At 37.7% G+C, this 14,906-nt stretch carries 13 protein-coding genes; all 13 read right to left on the bottom strand.

Annotated features, from left to right (window positions below; all coding sequences use genetic code 11):
- Positions 1–2 precede the first annotated feature (2 nt).
- The 13 genes from H5092_RS09390 to tssA all read right to left on the bottom strand — a co-directional run bounded on the left by H5092_RS09390 (position 3) and on the right by tssA (position 14,767).
- Positions 3–293, bottom strand: a complete 291-nt coding sequence (locus H5092_RS09390) for a PAAR domain-containing protein (RefSeq protein WP_024595244.1) — start codon at positions 291–293, stop codon at positions 3–5.
- 35 nt (positions 294–328) lie between these two features.
- On the bottom strand, positions 329–685 hold the full coding sequence (locus tag H5092_RS09395) for a hypothetical protein (RefSeq protein WP_182671935.1): 357 nt from the start codon (positions 683–685) through the stop codon (positions 329–331).
- A 7-nt stretch (positions 686–692) separates the two neighbouring features.
- Positions 693–2,570: a type VI secretion system Vgr family protein gene (locus H5092_RS09400; RefSeq protein WP_182733396.1), complete on the bottom strand. Its 1,878-nt coding sequence runs from the start codon at positions 2,568–2,570 to the stop codon at positions 693–695.
- Between the two features lie 73 nt (positions 2,571–2,643).
- On the bottom strand, positions 2,644–3,123 hold the full coding sequence (locus H5092_RS09405) for a type VI secretion system tube protein Hcp (protein ID WP_024594574.1): 480 nt from the start codon (positions 3,121–3,123) through the stop codon (positions 2,644–2,646).
- 250 nt (positions 3,124–3,373) lie between these two features.
- The gene (tssH, locus tag H5092_RS09410) at positions 3,374–5,977 is read right to left on the bottom strand and encodes a type VI secretion system ATPase TssH (protein ID WP_182716264.1); all 2,604 of its coding nucleotides are present in this window, start codon (positions 5,975–5,977) and stop codon (positions 3,374–3,376) included.
- A gap of 22 nt (positions 5,978–5,999) precedes the next feature.
- Entirely contained in the window at positions 6,000–6,989 is a 990-nt protein-coding gene (gene tssG / locus H5092_RS09415; protein ID WP_024594572.1) for a type VI secretion system baseplate subunit TssG, read from the bottom strand.
- Positions 6,986–8,812, bottom strand: coding sequence for a type VI secretion system baseplate subunit TssF (tssF, locus tag H5092_RS09420; protein ID WP_182733397.1), 1,827 nt, complete (start codon positions 8,810–8,812; stop codon positions 6,986–6,988). The genes tssG and tssF overlap by 4 nt, the downstream gene beginning before the upstream one ends.
- Complete coding sequence (gene tssE / locus H5092_RS09425; protein ID WP_024594570.1) at positions 8,809–9,294, bottom strand: type VI secretion system baseplate subunit TssE; 486 nt, start codon at positions 9,292–9,294, stop codon at positions 8,809–8,811. The genes tssF and tssE overlap by 4 nt, the downstream gene beginning before the upstream one ends.
- 17 nt (positions 9,295–9,311) lie before the next feature.
- Positions 9,312–10,079: a type VI secretion system accessory protein TagJ gene (locus tag H5092_RS09430; RefSeq protein WP_182716266.1), complete on the bottom strand. Its 768-nt coding sequence runs from the start codon at positions 10,077–10,079 to the stop codon at positions 9,312–9,314.
- 2 nt (positions 10,080–10,081) lie between these two features.
- On the bottom strand, positions 10,082–11,608 hold the full coding sequence (gene tssC, locus H5092_RS09435; RefSeq protein ID WP_182711777.1) for a type VI secretion system contractile sheath large subunit: 1,527 nt from the start codon (positions 11,606–11,608) through the stop codon (positions 10,082–10,084).
- A gap of 36 nt (positions 11,609–11,644) precedes the next feature.
- Positions 11,645–13,135 carry a type VI secretion system contractile sheath large subunit gene (tssC, locus tag H5092_RS09440; protein WP_182711778.1) on the bottom strand — a complete coding sequence of 497 codons (1,491 nt, stop codon included), beginning with the start codon at positions 13,133–13,135 and terminating at the stop codon, positions 11,645–11,647.
- Entirely contained in the window at positions 13,132–13,635 is a 504-nt protein-coding gene (gene tssB, locus H5092_RS09445) for a type VI secretion system contractile sheath small subunit (RefSeq protein WP_024594566.1), read from the bottom strand. Before tssB ends, tssC (H5092_RS09440) begins: the two co-directional genes overlap by 4 nt.
- 16 nt (positions 13,636–13,651) lie before the next feature.
- Positions 13,652–14,767 carry a type VI secretion system protein TssA gene (gene tssA / locus H5092_RS09450; protein ID WP_182733398.1) on the bottom strand — a complete coding sequence of 372 codons (1,116 nt, stop codon included), beginning with the start codon at positions 14,765–14,767 and terminating at the stop codon, positions 13,652–13,654.
- Positions 14,768–14,906: the final 139 nt, after the last annotated feature.

A 14,906-nucleotide genomic window follows, 5' to 3' on the forward strand; every position in this document is an offset into this window, starting at 1 on the left:
GGTTAGCCACCTATTAATACTGTAGGGTTGCCAACAACAATTTTACCGCCGTGGGAGCTGTCATCGCCCATTCTAGCTGCAGGCTTACCGTTAATTTTAACCGAGCCAGAACCCGATTTAATACTATCTGGTGGGCCAATACACACCATCATGTCGCCTTTGCGCGCAGCAGGCATTCCACCAATTAAGACATTAGTTGAACCAATAACTACAGGGCCGCCTACATGCGGCACTGTGCCGGTTGTTTTGGGACACACATGCATGTGACCAATTGTAGCTGCGGGCTTGCCCATAAAGACTCCTTGTCTGTTTATATTTTTAAATAAAACTAATCAAATAAAGGGATAATTAATAACTTGCTGTGCGCCACTAATAGAGATAAACACTCTATTAATTCACTTTGAGAATAATCTGAAAGTGCAACAGGGCTTTGCATAGCATATTGGTATAATCCCGACACAACATCTTCACTATTTAATACTGGGTGTAAATTATTTAAAAACTGACCAGCGTAATAACCATTCATTGCTTTTAGGTGACTTAATGCTGGATTTAGCAATGGATCGTCTGGTCTATTAATTGGCAAACATATTAAATGCGCAAGCCCATAACGGCAATATACAACATATCCGTTATTATTAATGCCGTTTCTAAGTCCTGAATGAAAGCTATTTATTATTTCCATATTTGCACTAATTTAATTTAATCATTCCAGCTGATAAAGTAATAGCACTGCCGTCAACTTTAACATTACTACCTTTAATATTTATATTAGTGCCTTCAATAGTTATATTACCATTACTGCTCATTTTAATTTGTGCAGAGCCTGTTTTAATAACTATTTCATCACCCGCTTCTATATTTAATGTTTTGCCTACTTTTAAAGTATCGTTTTCACCCATTTCGACAATACGATTTTTAGCAACATTAAGGGTGTCGTTGTTAGCAATATCTGTTTTTCTGTCGTTGCCAATTTCAATGTTGTGGTCGTGATCTGTCTTATCGTTTTGATCGTTTTTAACATAGAGCTGCTTGTCTTTTTCTGCTTGAAGATAAACCAGCTCACTGCCTTTTTTATCTTCAAACCTAAGCTCGTTAAAATTATCTGCTCCGCCTTCTTTTGTAGAACGCGTTTTTATGCCGCTTTGCGTTTTTTCTGCCGGTAATGCATACGGAGGCATTAAGTCTGCGTTATACACGGCCCCACTTATTATAGGTTGATCTGGGTCGCCATTTATAAAATCCACAAGTACTTCTTGGCCAACGCGAGGGAAGAAAAAAGCCCCCCACTTTTTACCAGCCCAGTTTTGGGCAACGCGGATCCAACACGAACTTTTAGAATCTTTTTTGCCTTCTCTGTCCCAATCAAATTGCACTTTTACACGACCATATTGGTCAATCATAATTTCATCAGCGCTATCGCCAGTTACGATTGCCGTTTGGACCCCATTTATTACAGGCTTTTTCTTATTTATTTGTGCTCTGTAAGGGATTTCTTTTGGTACACATTCAAAGTGATTTGAATAAACTTCTTCTACCGATGACTGCTGCGAACCTGATTGGTTGGGTACTGTAATTGAAGTCATCATAGAGGTAATAACAAATGTTTTACCTTCAAGACGAGGGTCTTCGTGCTTTTTAAAACTAAATAACTTACCTACAGTAAATGAGCGGCAATCACTGCGCCCACTAGAAAGCTTCATGTCTCTTTGCAGTGACTCTAGCTGCACAGACGCTAGATTAGCAGCGCGCGGGTGGCACTCTTGCTCGCCCGTGTATTCAAAAATTTCAGAGACCGATTGAGTAGGAAGCTCAGGGTTTGCTTGCTCGCCATCTGGGTATCGTGATGGCTGTTTAAAATCGTAACCAACACGTTTAAAACTACCAGGGGCAATGCTTAAGCCACCTTGCCAGCGCGATACGTGTGATTCGCTTAAATGGCCAGTTGAAAATACAACTTTGCCTTCATTACATACTTCGTAAGCCGTAATATCATCAGCTAATACAAGCGTATGGTTACTGTTTGAGTGTTCAAAAAAGTAAAATATACCTTCTTGTTGGAATAAGCGCTGAATAAAATCAAAATCAGATTCTTGATACTGAACACAATATTCATATTTAGGGTAGGTTTTACTGGTTTTATCGCTAAAGGCAACATTGTGTTGGCCAAATAAATCAGCAAATATTTCTTTAATTGTTTTCTTTTGAAAAATGCGGCTATTTTTACGATTGCGCATTGAAGCTGCGAATGGAACTATCGTCGCTTGATAATCTATATAATTTTTTTGCTCGTCAACATCAGCCGTACGGCTGCCATTTGAAACCAAATGACTAACAATGCCGTGGTAGTAACGCTCACCACCGCCATCTGCATTTTTTACTTTAATAGATACAGGTTTACCCACTAAGTCTTCGTGCGCGATTTGTTTTCCAATAGTGTACATATTGGCCGACATAACAAACAAATCAGACATTGCCTCTTGGGCAACAAAACGAGTTAAATAGAGGGCATCTTTACCAACAGGGGTGCTAATTTGAATTACGTTTTTATCTTGTGTTGCTTTTTGCATTCCTTGCTTTTCCCGTCCTAAAGATCAAAAAAAGCTCTGAGCAATGCCCAGAGCCATTATAAGGTAACAAATATTACATTTGTTGACCTTTAACACCGCTGTAACCGTATACAAGAGGAGCAGTAATGTTATTTTTGTCGTCTGTTGGAGTAACAGTCATCATCATTTCTGTGTAGCTGATAGTGATTGTTTCGATTGGACGATCATTTTGTACTGAAACTGAGTAGCTAGAAATCATTGCATCTGTAAGTTCGATTTTCATGATTTCTTCAACCTTATCACCTTGCTTAGTGATATGGAAAACAGCTGGTAAACCTTTACCGATTGTCGCTTCTTTGAAAAGATCCGGAGATGCTTTATCTTGAAGTTTAGTGATTGTTACGTCACCAAGGCGAGTAGAGCTTGACTCACGGTCCATCGCTGTACCAGTAGCTGAGCTAATTTCGCGACTTACATTCCAATCAAGAGATAAAACTGTAATTAAATCTTTGAAAGACTCAGCAGTAGTTTCGCCTTTGATTGAACCGTATTTTAAATATGTATTTGCTTGCATTTGATAATGCTCCTTTTTATTAAACAATGTTATCCATTAATACTGGATTCTTTACTTTGGTATATACCAAAATTCCTTTGAAACCATTATCTTTAATACAGCAATGAAAAGGCCTTCTGATTCCTTTCCTTAGATGAAGACAATGTCTCAAAAATTCCATGTAGTGATATCAGGCACCAAAATTATAATGCCCTCAAACTAAAGAAACAACCTTAATAACAAGTTATTTCAAATTAACTTTAATTAACCTTTAATTCAGCTCTAGTTCAAATTCATTATCTTTTACTAATAGCGATATACTATTAATTTCTTTGTCGTCAATCATGCTAGAAAGTAAAACCTCAGACAACAATGGCAGCACTCTATTTTGAAGTATAGTGTGAATATTACGTGCACCTGAGCCTGCATTTTGGCAATTAGCAATAATATATTCAATTACATCGTCATTATAAATTAACTCGGCATTGTAGTGTTTTTTAACACGTTTAATTATTTTATTTATTTGAATAGCGGCAATTTCAGTAAGAATATCGTCACTTAACGGAATGTAAGGTATTACATTAATACGACCTAAAAATGCCGGTTTAAATGAAGCAAGTAAATCATCTTGTAATGCCTTTAATAAACCTTTGATGCTTGGTTTACTTTCTTCGTCTTCAAACAAGCTCATTGTGGTATCTGTGCCCACGTTTGAGGTCATAATAATGATTGTGTTTTTAAAGTCGATATCGCGGCCTTCACCGTCTTTAATTGTACCTTTATCAAACACTTGATAAAAAATATCTTGTACGCCTGGGTGTGCTTTTTCCATCTCATCCAAAAGTACAACACTATATGGCTTTCTTCTTACTGCCTCGGTTAATATTCCTCCCTCACCGTAACCTACATACCCTGGAGGAGAGCCAAGTAATAAAGAAACTTTATGTTCTTCTTTAAACTCTGACATGTTAATTACCGTGACGTTTTCTTCACTACCATACACTTCTTGGGCTAGCGAAAGTGCAGTTTCTGTTTTACCCACACCGCTTGGCCCTGCTAACATAAATATACCGTTAGGACGGCTTTCATCTGCTAGCTGAGCACGAGATGTTTGAACAACTTTAGCTATTAAATCAAGAGAGTGGTCTTGCCCTACAACTCGTTGCTTCATTTGCTGTGCTAAATTTAAAATGCCATGTATTTCATCTTCATGCATTTTGCCAACAGGTATCCCTGTCCAATCTGAAATAACTTGCGCTATAAGCTCTTCGTTAACCTGCCAATGAACCATATTATGTTCAAAAGAGGCTAGCTTCTCTTTACTAAGTCTTAGCTTATCGAGTATCTCTTGTGATGACTCTTCATCTTGAGAGTTAATAAGCTCTAAAGCTAGATTAAGCTCAGCCACAATTTCTTTTTCAGTACTAAATTGCTCATTTAACGGCGCTAATCGCTCTTCAATTGTAATTAGCTCTGCTTTTAATGTGTCTAGTTGCTGTGAATGATCTAAGCCCGTTTTTTGCTCTCTGTTAAGCATTTTTACTTGTGTTTCTATTTCGCTTAAGCGATTTACAAGCTGCTCTATAGTATTTGGAGTAGATGCTTGGCTCATTGCAACACGTGCACAAGCTGTATCTAGTAATGCAACGGCTTTGTCTGGGAGCTGCCTTGCAGTAATGTAACGATGTGATAAATGCACCGCGCCTTCAAGTGCTTGCTCAGATATAAACACTTTGTGGTGTTTTTCCATTACAGGCACTAAGCCTCGTAACATTGCCACCGCTTTTTCAGGGGTTGGCTCTTCAACTTTTACAACTTGGAATCGGCGTGTTAATGCGGCGTCTTTCTCAAAAAACTTTTTGTATTCAGCCCAAGTAGTTGCAGCTATTGTGCGTAATTCACCACGCGCTAAAGCAGGCTTTAATAGATTTGCCGCATCATTTTGACCCGCTGCACCACCGCTACCAATCATGGTATGTGCTTCATCAATAAATAAAATAACCGGATTTACCGCATTTTTTACTTCATTGATAAGCGATTTAAGGCGATTTTCAAATTCCCCTTTCATACCTGCACCAGCTTGTAATAGTGCTAAATCTAAGCTGTGAATTTTTACATTTTGTAATACAGCAGGTACGTCTTTTTGAGCAATTCTTAATGCTAGCCCTTCAACAACAGCTGTTTTACCTACGCCCGCTTCACCAGTTAAAATTGGGTTGTTTTGGCGGCGTCTGGTTAAAATATCAACCATTTGACGAATTTCGAAATCACGACCAAGAATAGGGTCTATTTTTCCAGCGAGTGCTTGGGCAGTTAAATCAACAGTAAATTGATCTAAACTTGGAGTTTTAGAACCAACATTTGCTTGAGTTGACGCATTTTGTACTGAATGGTTGCGCTCTTGAGATTGCGCAACTATTTCAGGCCATGCATGAAGCAATTGACCAGGCTCTATTTTATTAAATAACTTACTACAACGTGTTACTAAGCTAGATAATGTATCGTCTTTAGTAAGGGTATAAATAACGTATGCACTACGAATTTGATTATCTGTAAACTCAATGCTGGTACTTAACCAAGATTGCTTAAGAAGACTCGTAACATGCACTGACAAACTAGGAGATGACTCACTACCCGTTTTAAACGACTCTAATGATTGATTTAAATCCTGTTGAACTTTATCAATATCTATATCGAACGAGCCAAAAATTAGTCTAACATCATCTAATTGCTGCTCAATCATTGCAAGTAACCAATGCTCAAGTTCAACCGTGAAATGACTGCGACTATTACATATAGCAACAGCACCTTCTAGGCTTTTTCTGCAATCAGGACTCAGTTTTTCAACTAGTTTATTCAGTGTCATCGAAGACATACTTTTTTCCTTTTAATTTTAATTATCCCTTAAACGATAACTTAGTAGGGTTAGATTTTAATTTGTTATCTTGTACAGATAAGAAGCTATTAGCGCCTAACTGACACTCATTTTTTGAAAGTTTAGCGGCACCTAAATTTTGAAAATTTGACTCAATGACCAAGCGAAAGTTAATAGCATTTCCTACATAGTCTTTTGTTATTTGATTCGCTATTTCGAAAAGCGGACCTTTGGGCAAAAGTTGTTTTGCTTTATCTGGATCATCTGATTTTATGTGGATTTCGATATTAGAAGATACGTCCCATACTTTATTTCCAATCATGGTATCAACACCTAAACGGGCGTGCTGGCCTTCATATAATGCCTGGCTGGCTAAACGGGTTTGTTCTTGCTCTTTTAACTCGTGCCATTGGCCAACCATTTGTTTGATTGATACATCACAACCTAGGTATGACGAAAGTACATTTTTTAAATCAAATGCATTTCTAATTTTACGGCTATATAAACCTGAAAAATGCAGTTGGTGCTCGTTATAGCCACCACTTAATAAACCGAGTATTTGTGTGTATGGGTCTTTGTTTTTTTCTTTATTAACGTGATTAAGCGAAGGCTTATATTTTTTCCAAGCGCGGTAATACAGTGAGACTAAACGATGATTAAACATGTCGTAAAAGTCACGCATGGTTGTATCTTTATAGCGTAAACGCTGCATCACAAGTTCACTATAAAACTGGGGTAAAGCGCCTGAACAACCCGTCAGCCCCATAAAAGAAACCTGCATAGTTACTTTATGCATACCGTCTTCAAAACCAGTTTCTTCTAATTTGGTAATTGCATTACCTGGATAACCAAACTTTTGGGTAGCTGTAAACTTAATCAACTCTTGCTTTGGATTACTGTCGTAACCGACATGTCGATAATCTAAGCCACGCTTTTTTAGCTGATTTTCAATTATGAAAACAGCTTTGTAAAAGTCAATTTGAGAAGCTTGTGAGATTATTTGCTTTATCATAATAACGGACAGTCACCCACTCTTGCAGGCCATTGATAATAAATTTGTTCTTGCTCTTTAAGCCTTAAACTTAAACGCGTGTAGCTATTTATTGCTGCAAATTGAGCAAAAAAGTGATCAAGTATTGATGCAAAGAAGAACATGCCGCTGCCAGAAAAATCATCGTTAGCAAATGTAATTTCAATTTCGCTGCCTGTTGCAAAGCTTACTTTACCTTTTTGAATCACACGGGCAGTTGAAGGCTCTATTACCACTCTATAAATATTATCTATCATGCCTTTAGTTTGTGGTGATGCTCTAAAATCGTATAAACGCAAAACTTCTTTAAGCTTATTACATGCGTCTTCACCACTAAAGGTATCAAGCGTTAAATGATTAACTAACTGCCACCGTGTTGCATCAGCTAATATAGGTCTCACTGCATGAGTAAATGGCGTTAAACATCTAATTTTTTTAATTACATCGCCGCGCTCAGGCATTAATAAACCAAGTTCGTCATCACCAAATGGCATGCTTGCTGGTAGGTTGCGATTACTACAATTTGCGCGCACAGTAAGTACAGAGTTTCCGTCACCATATTCCATCGCACTATTTTCAAAAGTAGCATCAACTAACGATAAAAATGTTTCGGTTCCTGACTCTACATAACCGCCAGCCCAAGAAGCAGTTTCTCGACGAATATGCCAAAACAAATCATCATGTCCATGATATTTAGGATGTGTTTGACCATAAAAAGGCGAAACAATTTGTTTATTGCCTTTATGATCAAATGCAATAACTTCCGATATACCAATTACTTCTGATATTTCCGAGTCCATATAACGCGGTGTTAACTGATATTCATATTCACTGATCTCAGGTCGTATTGGCTCAAGCTCTTGTTCAAATAAGTTTATTATTGGTGTACAGCCTAATAAGAACATATCTTTATCTACTTGCTTTTCAAGCTCAGCAGATTCAGTATCAAGGTAAATATAAATACTACATTTATTAGATTGCTTAGGCAGTGATGAAAGAATGCCTTCAAGCTCAAAAAACCTAAACTTCTCAGGAAAAGTAAAATTTTCGACGAGCAAACGATATCCGGCAGATGAGCGCTGCGAATAAGGAACCACAGCCTCGTTAGAATCAAAGCCCACTGCTTTTAATTGGTTTTTTGACAGATATCTAATACCTTCATCGCCATTGTCTATAGCAATACCAATACTATGTTTGAACAGTAGTTCGTAAACTTTAAGTGTATGATGCCATTGGCCATTGATAAAAATCCGTAATTTTTCAAGGCCAGTTTCTGCAAGCGAAACCCCTTTATACTCACCTGTTAATTCTATTTTGAAAATAGATTTTGCTTTTTCTTGCCAGCGAGGCTTAGGCGCTACAAATGGGCTATTATCAAATTGCACATTTGTTATTTCAACAGGCCAAAGGTAGGTTTCATAACACGTTTGAAATTTACATTGCTTCATTGAGTCAACGTTAGTTTCTACTTCACTTGCCTTTGGTATAATCACCCCTGCCGTAGATAAGTTCTCAGCTTCGAGCTTAACAACTGACATTGATGGGATTGGCGCTTGGTAATCTGGTAGCATTTGCCCTAGCAAAGCATCCGTTAACTCCGGGAAACTATCGTCGAGCTTTTGCCTTATATTGGCAGTTAAAAATGCAAAAGATTCTATTAATCTTGAGACATGAGGGTCTTCAATATGATCTTCACTTAACTTTAAACGCCCTGCAACTTTTGGATATTTTTCAGCAAAGTCTTTACCTAAATGACGCACAAATGCTAATTCACGATTGTAATACTTCAATAACTCATCGTTCATAATGATGCCTCAATAATCTTCATACCCAAGTTCACGGGCTCTACTTCTGAATCAAAACTAATAAACTCTGGCTCAGGGTCGGCGTATAAAAGCGCATTTATTCTTAAATTTAACACTCTGTTTAAAGGCACTTCTTCATCTGTAAACACTTCTACTTCAAGAAACCGTGGCTCAAACTTTAAAATTGTATTTCTGACGGTTTCACACAGTAATGCGCGCCCTTCGTGAGAGCTTACAGACATACTCGAAAAGTCAGGTAAACCATAAGACAAACATGAAGTAGCCAGCTCGGTGTATTGAGTTGGCCATGTATGCCATTGAATTCGAGCATTTAGCAAAGCTTCAATATCTCTGCGCACGTTTTTTCTAAGCTCACTAATAGTGATGCCTTCGGTACGTGATGGCGCATCCTGGAAGTCGGGCTCATCATCAATAAGCCTATCTATGATGGATGCTTGAAGCTGTTGTTTATGCTCTATCATGGTTGCTTAAGCTTAAATTATGCTGTTTCAAGTGAGCTTATTTTTAAATTTGGGATGGTGATAGCCTCATCATCAACAAACAGCATTTTCATGCCCTTACCGATAATAAATTCATCTTTTAACTCAACCCAGTCAGACACTTGACCTAGCTTTTCAAGCTCCGATTCAGAGTTAATATAAACAAGTGGTAAATGAGCTGTACCTGATGGACCATCTTTAATTGTAATTTCAACACGTAACCAAATACTTTCTAATAAAGATTCTACTGGCTCCATTTTTAACGATTCAATTTCGTTAAAGTTTGCTAGATAAAACTCACCATTAGTACCTAAAACCTCTAGGTACGGGTTTAAGCAATCATCAAGATCTCTTGTTGATGCCACGTCTGTGCTAACTCTTAAAGACTCCATCTCTTGAGCTAACTGAGCTGCTTCGTCGGTTGAGCCTTCTAACAGAGCAACATGCATTTTCAAAAATAGTGTGTCTAACTCATTCGCATCATGAAATAACTTAGGAATGCCTTTACCTTGATAAAAATCTACACGAGATTGCTGAGCACGAATTAAGTGCCTTAAATTTACTGCACCTACTGCAAATTCTGGATTTTTTTGAACCATGAAATCTAGCTGTTTATCGGCTTTTTCAAGTTCACCATTTATGCAAAGTAATTCGGCGTAAATACTTCTGATATCAAAGTTTAATGGCTCATCTTGAAGCTCTGTAGCACAACAAGATAATGCATCAGTAAGTTTCCCCTCGCGAATTAAGCTATGTATTTTTTTCATGACTATTCCTTTATTTTATGATGAGGACTGAGCTCTGTAATTAATTTAATACTGGAGATCATCTGATCTAATTGAAAATGTGGCTGTAATTGTAAAACAGAAAAGTAATGCCCTGGATTGGCTTTATTTTCACTGACTTTTATTCTGGCATTACTTAACGGGTACTTACTTCTTATATGCTCGGAGGAGGAATCTGAAGCCGTTGTATAATTATTTATCCACGCTTGTAGGTCTCGCTCACAAGCTTGTGCCGTGTTATAAGAGCCGACACGGTCTCGAGCTAATAGCTTTAAATAGTGAGCAAAACGAGATACACACAAAATATATTGCAGCATTGAAGATAAGCGCGCATTAATATTAGCGGCGCTTGATTCATAATTTTTGGTTTTTTGAACCGATGCATTACTATAAAAAACAATGTGTTCTGTATTAGTCACTGATGATGCTGGAATAAAGCCAAGTTCAGAAAATTGCTTTTCAAATTTGCTTGTTACTAATAAGTTTAGTGGTGGCTTTGCTTCTTTTTGATAAGTGTCGTTTGCAAAACTGTCTCTCGCAAGCCCTGTAACCAGACCCTTTGAAATTTTACCCGGCTCAATACCGCGAATGTGCCCAAACCAGCCACTATCGCAATATGCTCTTATTAAGGTAGATACAAATTGATATGCTGCATTGCCCCAAAGCATATCGCTTTCAGGGTCTTTAATTTGTTCTTTAAAGTAAAAATCTTGATGACGTTTTCCATCATTGCTATATGGCGGTCTAACTAATACATGAGGAAGCGTAAGCCCAATAAAACGAGATTCTTCCATCGCTCGAAAGCTCTGCCATTTAGCGTATTCGGGTTGTTCAAACTGGTCAAATAAGTCTGCGTAATAGCCTAAATCAGAAAAGTTATCTGCACCAAATAAGTTAGGAGAAGCTGAGCAAATAAATGGAGAGAAAGCAGCGGCAGCGGTTCTAGATATTTCTTTTATTGTGTCTATGTCATTATAAATTGTGCCTGCTGAGCACATGTTACTAATTTCATAATCACCCACTACTACACCAAATGGCTCGCCACCTGCGCTATCAAACTCACTTTGATAAAGTAGTTGAAAAAATAGGCTTTGGTCAAAATCAATAGCTTTGTTTACATCTTTAGAGAGTGTTGCCCAATCGCAGTTCAATACTTTTATTTTTACTTTATTTTCTTTGTCGTATTGTTCGCTTTGAAGTATCAGCCACCAAAGATTACGCCAACTGGCTTCTAACTTTTGAAATCTATCATTATGAATTATGAGGTTTAATTGTTCTGAAATGAGTTGATCGAGTTCAACAATTACGCGCTGTAAATAAGGACCAAGTGATTCTTTAGTCCAAGATATAGGTGAATCTGAAGAGCCTTCAAGCCATAACAACAAGGCTTTATCTAGGTTTTTTTCGTTTAAAAACCTATCGAGTAAAGCCTCATTATCACTTATTCTAGACTGCGCTTTTTGTACAAAAGCGAAGTCTTGATTTATAAATGAAAACTCTTCGTGATTCATTCTACTGCATTATCCTTAACGCTAAAGATCAGTTTATTAACCGATCTCTGGAATTTTAGCTACAAGGCGTAAAGAAGAAGTAAGCTCTTCCATTTGTAGCCAAGGTCGTAACCATGCAACTGCATTATATGCACCTGGTTGACCTGGAATTTCCTTAACTGATACTTTTGCATCTGCTAGAGGATAACGTGCTCTGATCTCTTGACCACCACCCTCAGTCGCATTTACATACGAAAGGATCCAGCGGTTTAACCAAGACTCAACGTCTTCAGCTTCCATAAAGCTACCAATTTTATCACGCGCCATTACTTTTAGGTAATGAGCAAAGCGAGACGTTGCCATAAGGTAAGGTAGACGTGCAGATATTGCCGCATTAGCTGTGGCATCTGGAGTTGAATAAATTTGTGGTTTTTGACAGCTTTGTCCACCAAAAAATACTGCATAATCTGTATTTTTGTAATGACAAAGAGGCAAGAAACCTAACTTGCTTAATTCAGCTTCACGACGATCTGTAATGCCAATTTCAGTTGGGCATTTAAGATCTGGATCGCCATCATCACTTGTGAAGATATGCGTAGGAAGACCTTCTACTTTACCGCCGCCTTCAGCACCACGTATTGCAGTACAGAAACCGTATTGAGCAAATGCTTTGGTCATATTTGTTGCCATAGCGTAGGCTGCATTACTCCAACAGTAATCACTGTTATCAGTACTTACTGAACGGCCATCTTTTGGTTCAACTTCAAACTCTTCATAGTTAAATTCTTCAACTGGTTTAGAAGCCGCACCATAAGGTAGGCGAGATAAGAAACGAGGCATAGTTAATGAAACAAAACGCGAATCATCGCTGTCTCTGAATGAACGCCACTTAGTGTACTCTAGAGATTCAAATACTTTTTCTAAATCACGTGGTTTGGTTAGCTCTTCCCAGTTATCAAAACCAAATAATGATGGCGATGAAGCTGAAATAAATGGACAGAAACCAGCGGCTGCAACATTAGACATTAGGCTTAATGTTTCAACATCTTCAGGGTGGTTAGTAAACTCAAAGTCACCAACGATAGTACCGTATGGTTCGCCACCTGGAGTACCAAACTCAGACTCATAGATTTTTTTGAATGTTTGGCTTTGGTCAAACTCAACAGCTTTGCTCAAATCTTTATGAAGTTCTTTTTTCTTCATATTTAGCATACGAATTTTAAGTGTAGAGCTTGTCTCAGAATTCATTACTAAATGGTGCAATCCACGCCAAGAGCCTTCTAACTTTTGAAACTCTTCGCTGTGCATTACTACACTTAGCTGTTTTGAGATCTTTTGATCGATTAATTGAATTGCTTCATTAAACGTCACTGTCATGTTTTTGTTCCACTGAACAGTCCCTTTTAAGGCTTCTTCTGTCAGTGTTTTAAGTAACTCTTCTGCACGGCTTGCATCGGTTTGCTTAGTTGCGCCAATAGCTTGCTCTAATAGTGAAGACGTTGCTTCTGAGGTAGACTCTAATTCAGTACTTAGTTGCTCTGTACTCATTTTTCAGTCTCCTCTATTTTAAGCTCTTTTGCGATTGTATCTAAGCTTGCTGTGTTGCTTAGTACTTCTTCAAGCACGTTTTCTAATTCTTCAGAGCGGTCAATCTTAGTCATTAAATCGCGTAACTTGTTACGTGTTTCCATTAATTTACGTAATGGCTCAACCTGATTTACAACAGCTGCTGGTTCAAAGTCATCAATCGATTTAAAGTTAAGTTTTACTTCAAATTCAGAACCATCATCATTAAGCGTATTATCAACTAATAATTTTAGTGAAGGGCTCATGCGCTTTAAAACGTCATTAAAGTTTTCACGATCTATTTGCACAAATCGTCTATCTTTAAGTGGTTTTAATGCTTCTGTGTTATCACCAGAGAAGTCGCCCATAACACCAACAACAAATGGTAATTCTTTTTTTACTGCAGTGCCTTCAGTTTCCACATCATAAGTGATGTGTACGCGAGGCTTACGAACTCGTTTTAATTTATCATGGATACTCATAGAGAACTCCTTTTACTTATGTTTCAGTTTCGCTGATTTTAATGCCAGACAACTTAAAGTACCCAGTCCTAGCATCACTATCTGTAATTAATTCATTTAATAATTCAGGCAGCGACAATTCGCTCCATCGAATTACTTGTTCTATGGTGTACGACATAGGTGAGTGCGGCTCTGTTTTTCTAAAAAAAGTAGCGATTTCTTTGAGTTTATTAATCGCACTTTCTCTTGAGTTAATTTCGTGATTAACTTTTACAACTTGCTCTGTAACACTTTGACCGTCGTCGTCTTCACTTTGAACCACTTCTTGCACTTCGTTTAATGCAGCTTTTGCCTTATCAGCAGCTTCAAGCTTATCTGCAGCAACATGCTCAACAGCAGCAAGACTAACTGCTAATGCTTGTTTTATATTTGATGTTGGCTGTGGCTGTCCAGTTACTCTATCCAATACTTCGCTTAATAAAGCAAATTGCTCAATCGCGTTTTCAATGTCTTGTTTTAAAGTAACAAAGAATTCAGTACTTGTTTCTGCAGCACTTCTTTCAATGAGCTCATAGTCAACAGCACCTAAATTAAGCTTTTTCTCTCTTTTCTCATCTGTTAAACGAGAAATATCATAGCCTTGCTGATATTCCCAAAAAGAATATGACTCCATACTGGCGCTATCGGTCAGATAGATACTTTTTATCGGGATTATTAATGTACCTTCGCCTGCTGAACCATTAAGGCCAACCAATGCAGATACTTTGTCTGACACTTCATCATCGTCATCGAGTGACGGGTATAATTCATCAAAATAATTGTCGAGCAAGTTATGAGCAACTTTAAAACCAAAAGCTAAGCCTTTGAAGCCATGAATTCGACAAAGTGCTTCAATAAACCAAGCTAAATATTCGATATCTTTGCTTTGTGTTTTTATTGCTTTGCTACATTGCTCTAATAAAGGAAGCCAATCTCTTGCTAGTGAGGAAATACCTTCTTCATCCACTAATGCATTTCTTTCTGCTGCGCGAAGCTGGTTTCTTAAATCTTTTAAGGCGTAATAAGTCGACGTAGGCGAGACATCTGAGCGAGGATCAATACCTGCAACCTCGGTCTCTGAAATAGGGGAAATATACTCTTCAAATAAAAACATTCCGTCGTCCTAATAATTATCCATAAAACTCCAATAAAGCGGAGCGGATTTCATATTACATTCTTTATAATAAATTACAAGCCTAGTTACAATTGAGTTTAAACCTTAATTATTGCCTTTATATAAACAATTAAAATTT

The organism is Pseudoalteromonas sp. SR41-7 (assembly GCF_014163935.1).
Taxonomy (GTDB): Bacteria; Pseudomonadota; Gammaproteobacteria; order Enterobacterales; family Alteromonadaceae; genus Pseudoalteromonas; species Pseudoalteromonas distincta.

Coding starts and splice junctions, on each gene's coding strand:
- H5092_RS09390 (WP_024595244.1), bottom strand. CDS start 293: ATGGGCAAGCCCGCAGCTACAATTGGTCACATGCATGTGTGTCCCAAA.
- H5092_RS09395 (WP_182671935.1), bottom strand. CDS start 685: ATGGAAATAATAAATAGCTTTCATTCAGGACTTAGAAACGGCATTAAT.
- H5092_RS09400 (WP_182733396.1), bottom strand. CDS start 2,570: ATGCAAAAAGCAACACAAGATAAAAACGTAATTCAAATTAGCACCCCT.
- H5092_RS09405 (WP_024594574.1), bottom strand. CDS start 3,123: ATGCAAGCAAATACATATTTAAAATACGGTTCAATCAAAGGCGAAACT.
- tssH (WP_182716264.1), bottom strand. CDS start 5,977: ATGTCTTCGATGACACTGAATAAACTAGTTGAAAAACTGAGTCCTGAT.
- tssG (WP_024594572.1), bottom strand. CDS start 6,989: ATGATAAAGCAAATAATCTCACAAGCTTCTCAAATTGACTTTTACAAA.
- tssF (WP_182733397.1), bottom strand. CDS start 8,812: ATGAACGATGAGTTATTGAAGTATTACAATCGTGAATTAGCATTTGTG.
- tssE (WP_024594570.1), bottom strand. CDS start 9,294: ATGATAGAGCATAAACAACAGCTTCAAGCATCCATCATAGATAGGCTT.
- H5092_RS09430 (WP_182716266.1), bottom strand. CDS start 10,079: ATGAAAAAAATACATAGCTTAATTCGCGAGGGGAAACTTACTGATGCA.
- tssC (WP_182711777.1), bottom strand. CDS start 11,608: ATGAATCACGAAGAGTTTTCATTTATAAATCAAGACTTCGCTTTTGTA.
- tssC (WP_182711778.1), bottom strand. CDS start 13,135: ATGAGTACAGAGCAACTAAGTACTGAATTAGAGTCTACCTCAGAAGCA.
- tssB (WP_024594566.1), bottom strand. CDS start 13,635: ATGAGTATCCATGATAAATTAAAACGAGTTCGTAAGCCTCGCGTACAC.
- tssA (WP_182733398.1), bottom strand. CDS start 14,767: ATGTTTTTATTTGAAGAGTATATTTCCCCTATTTCAGAGACCGAGGTT.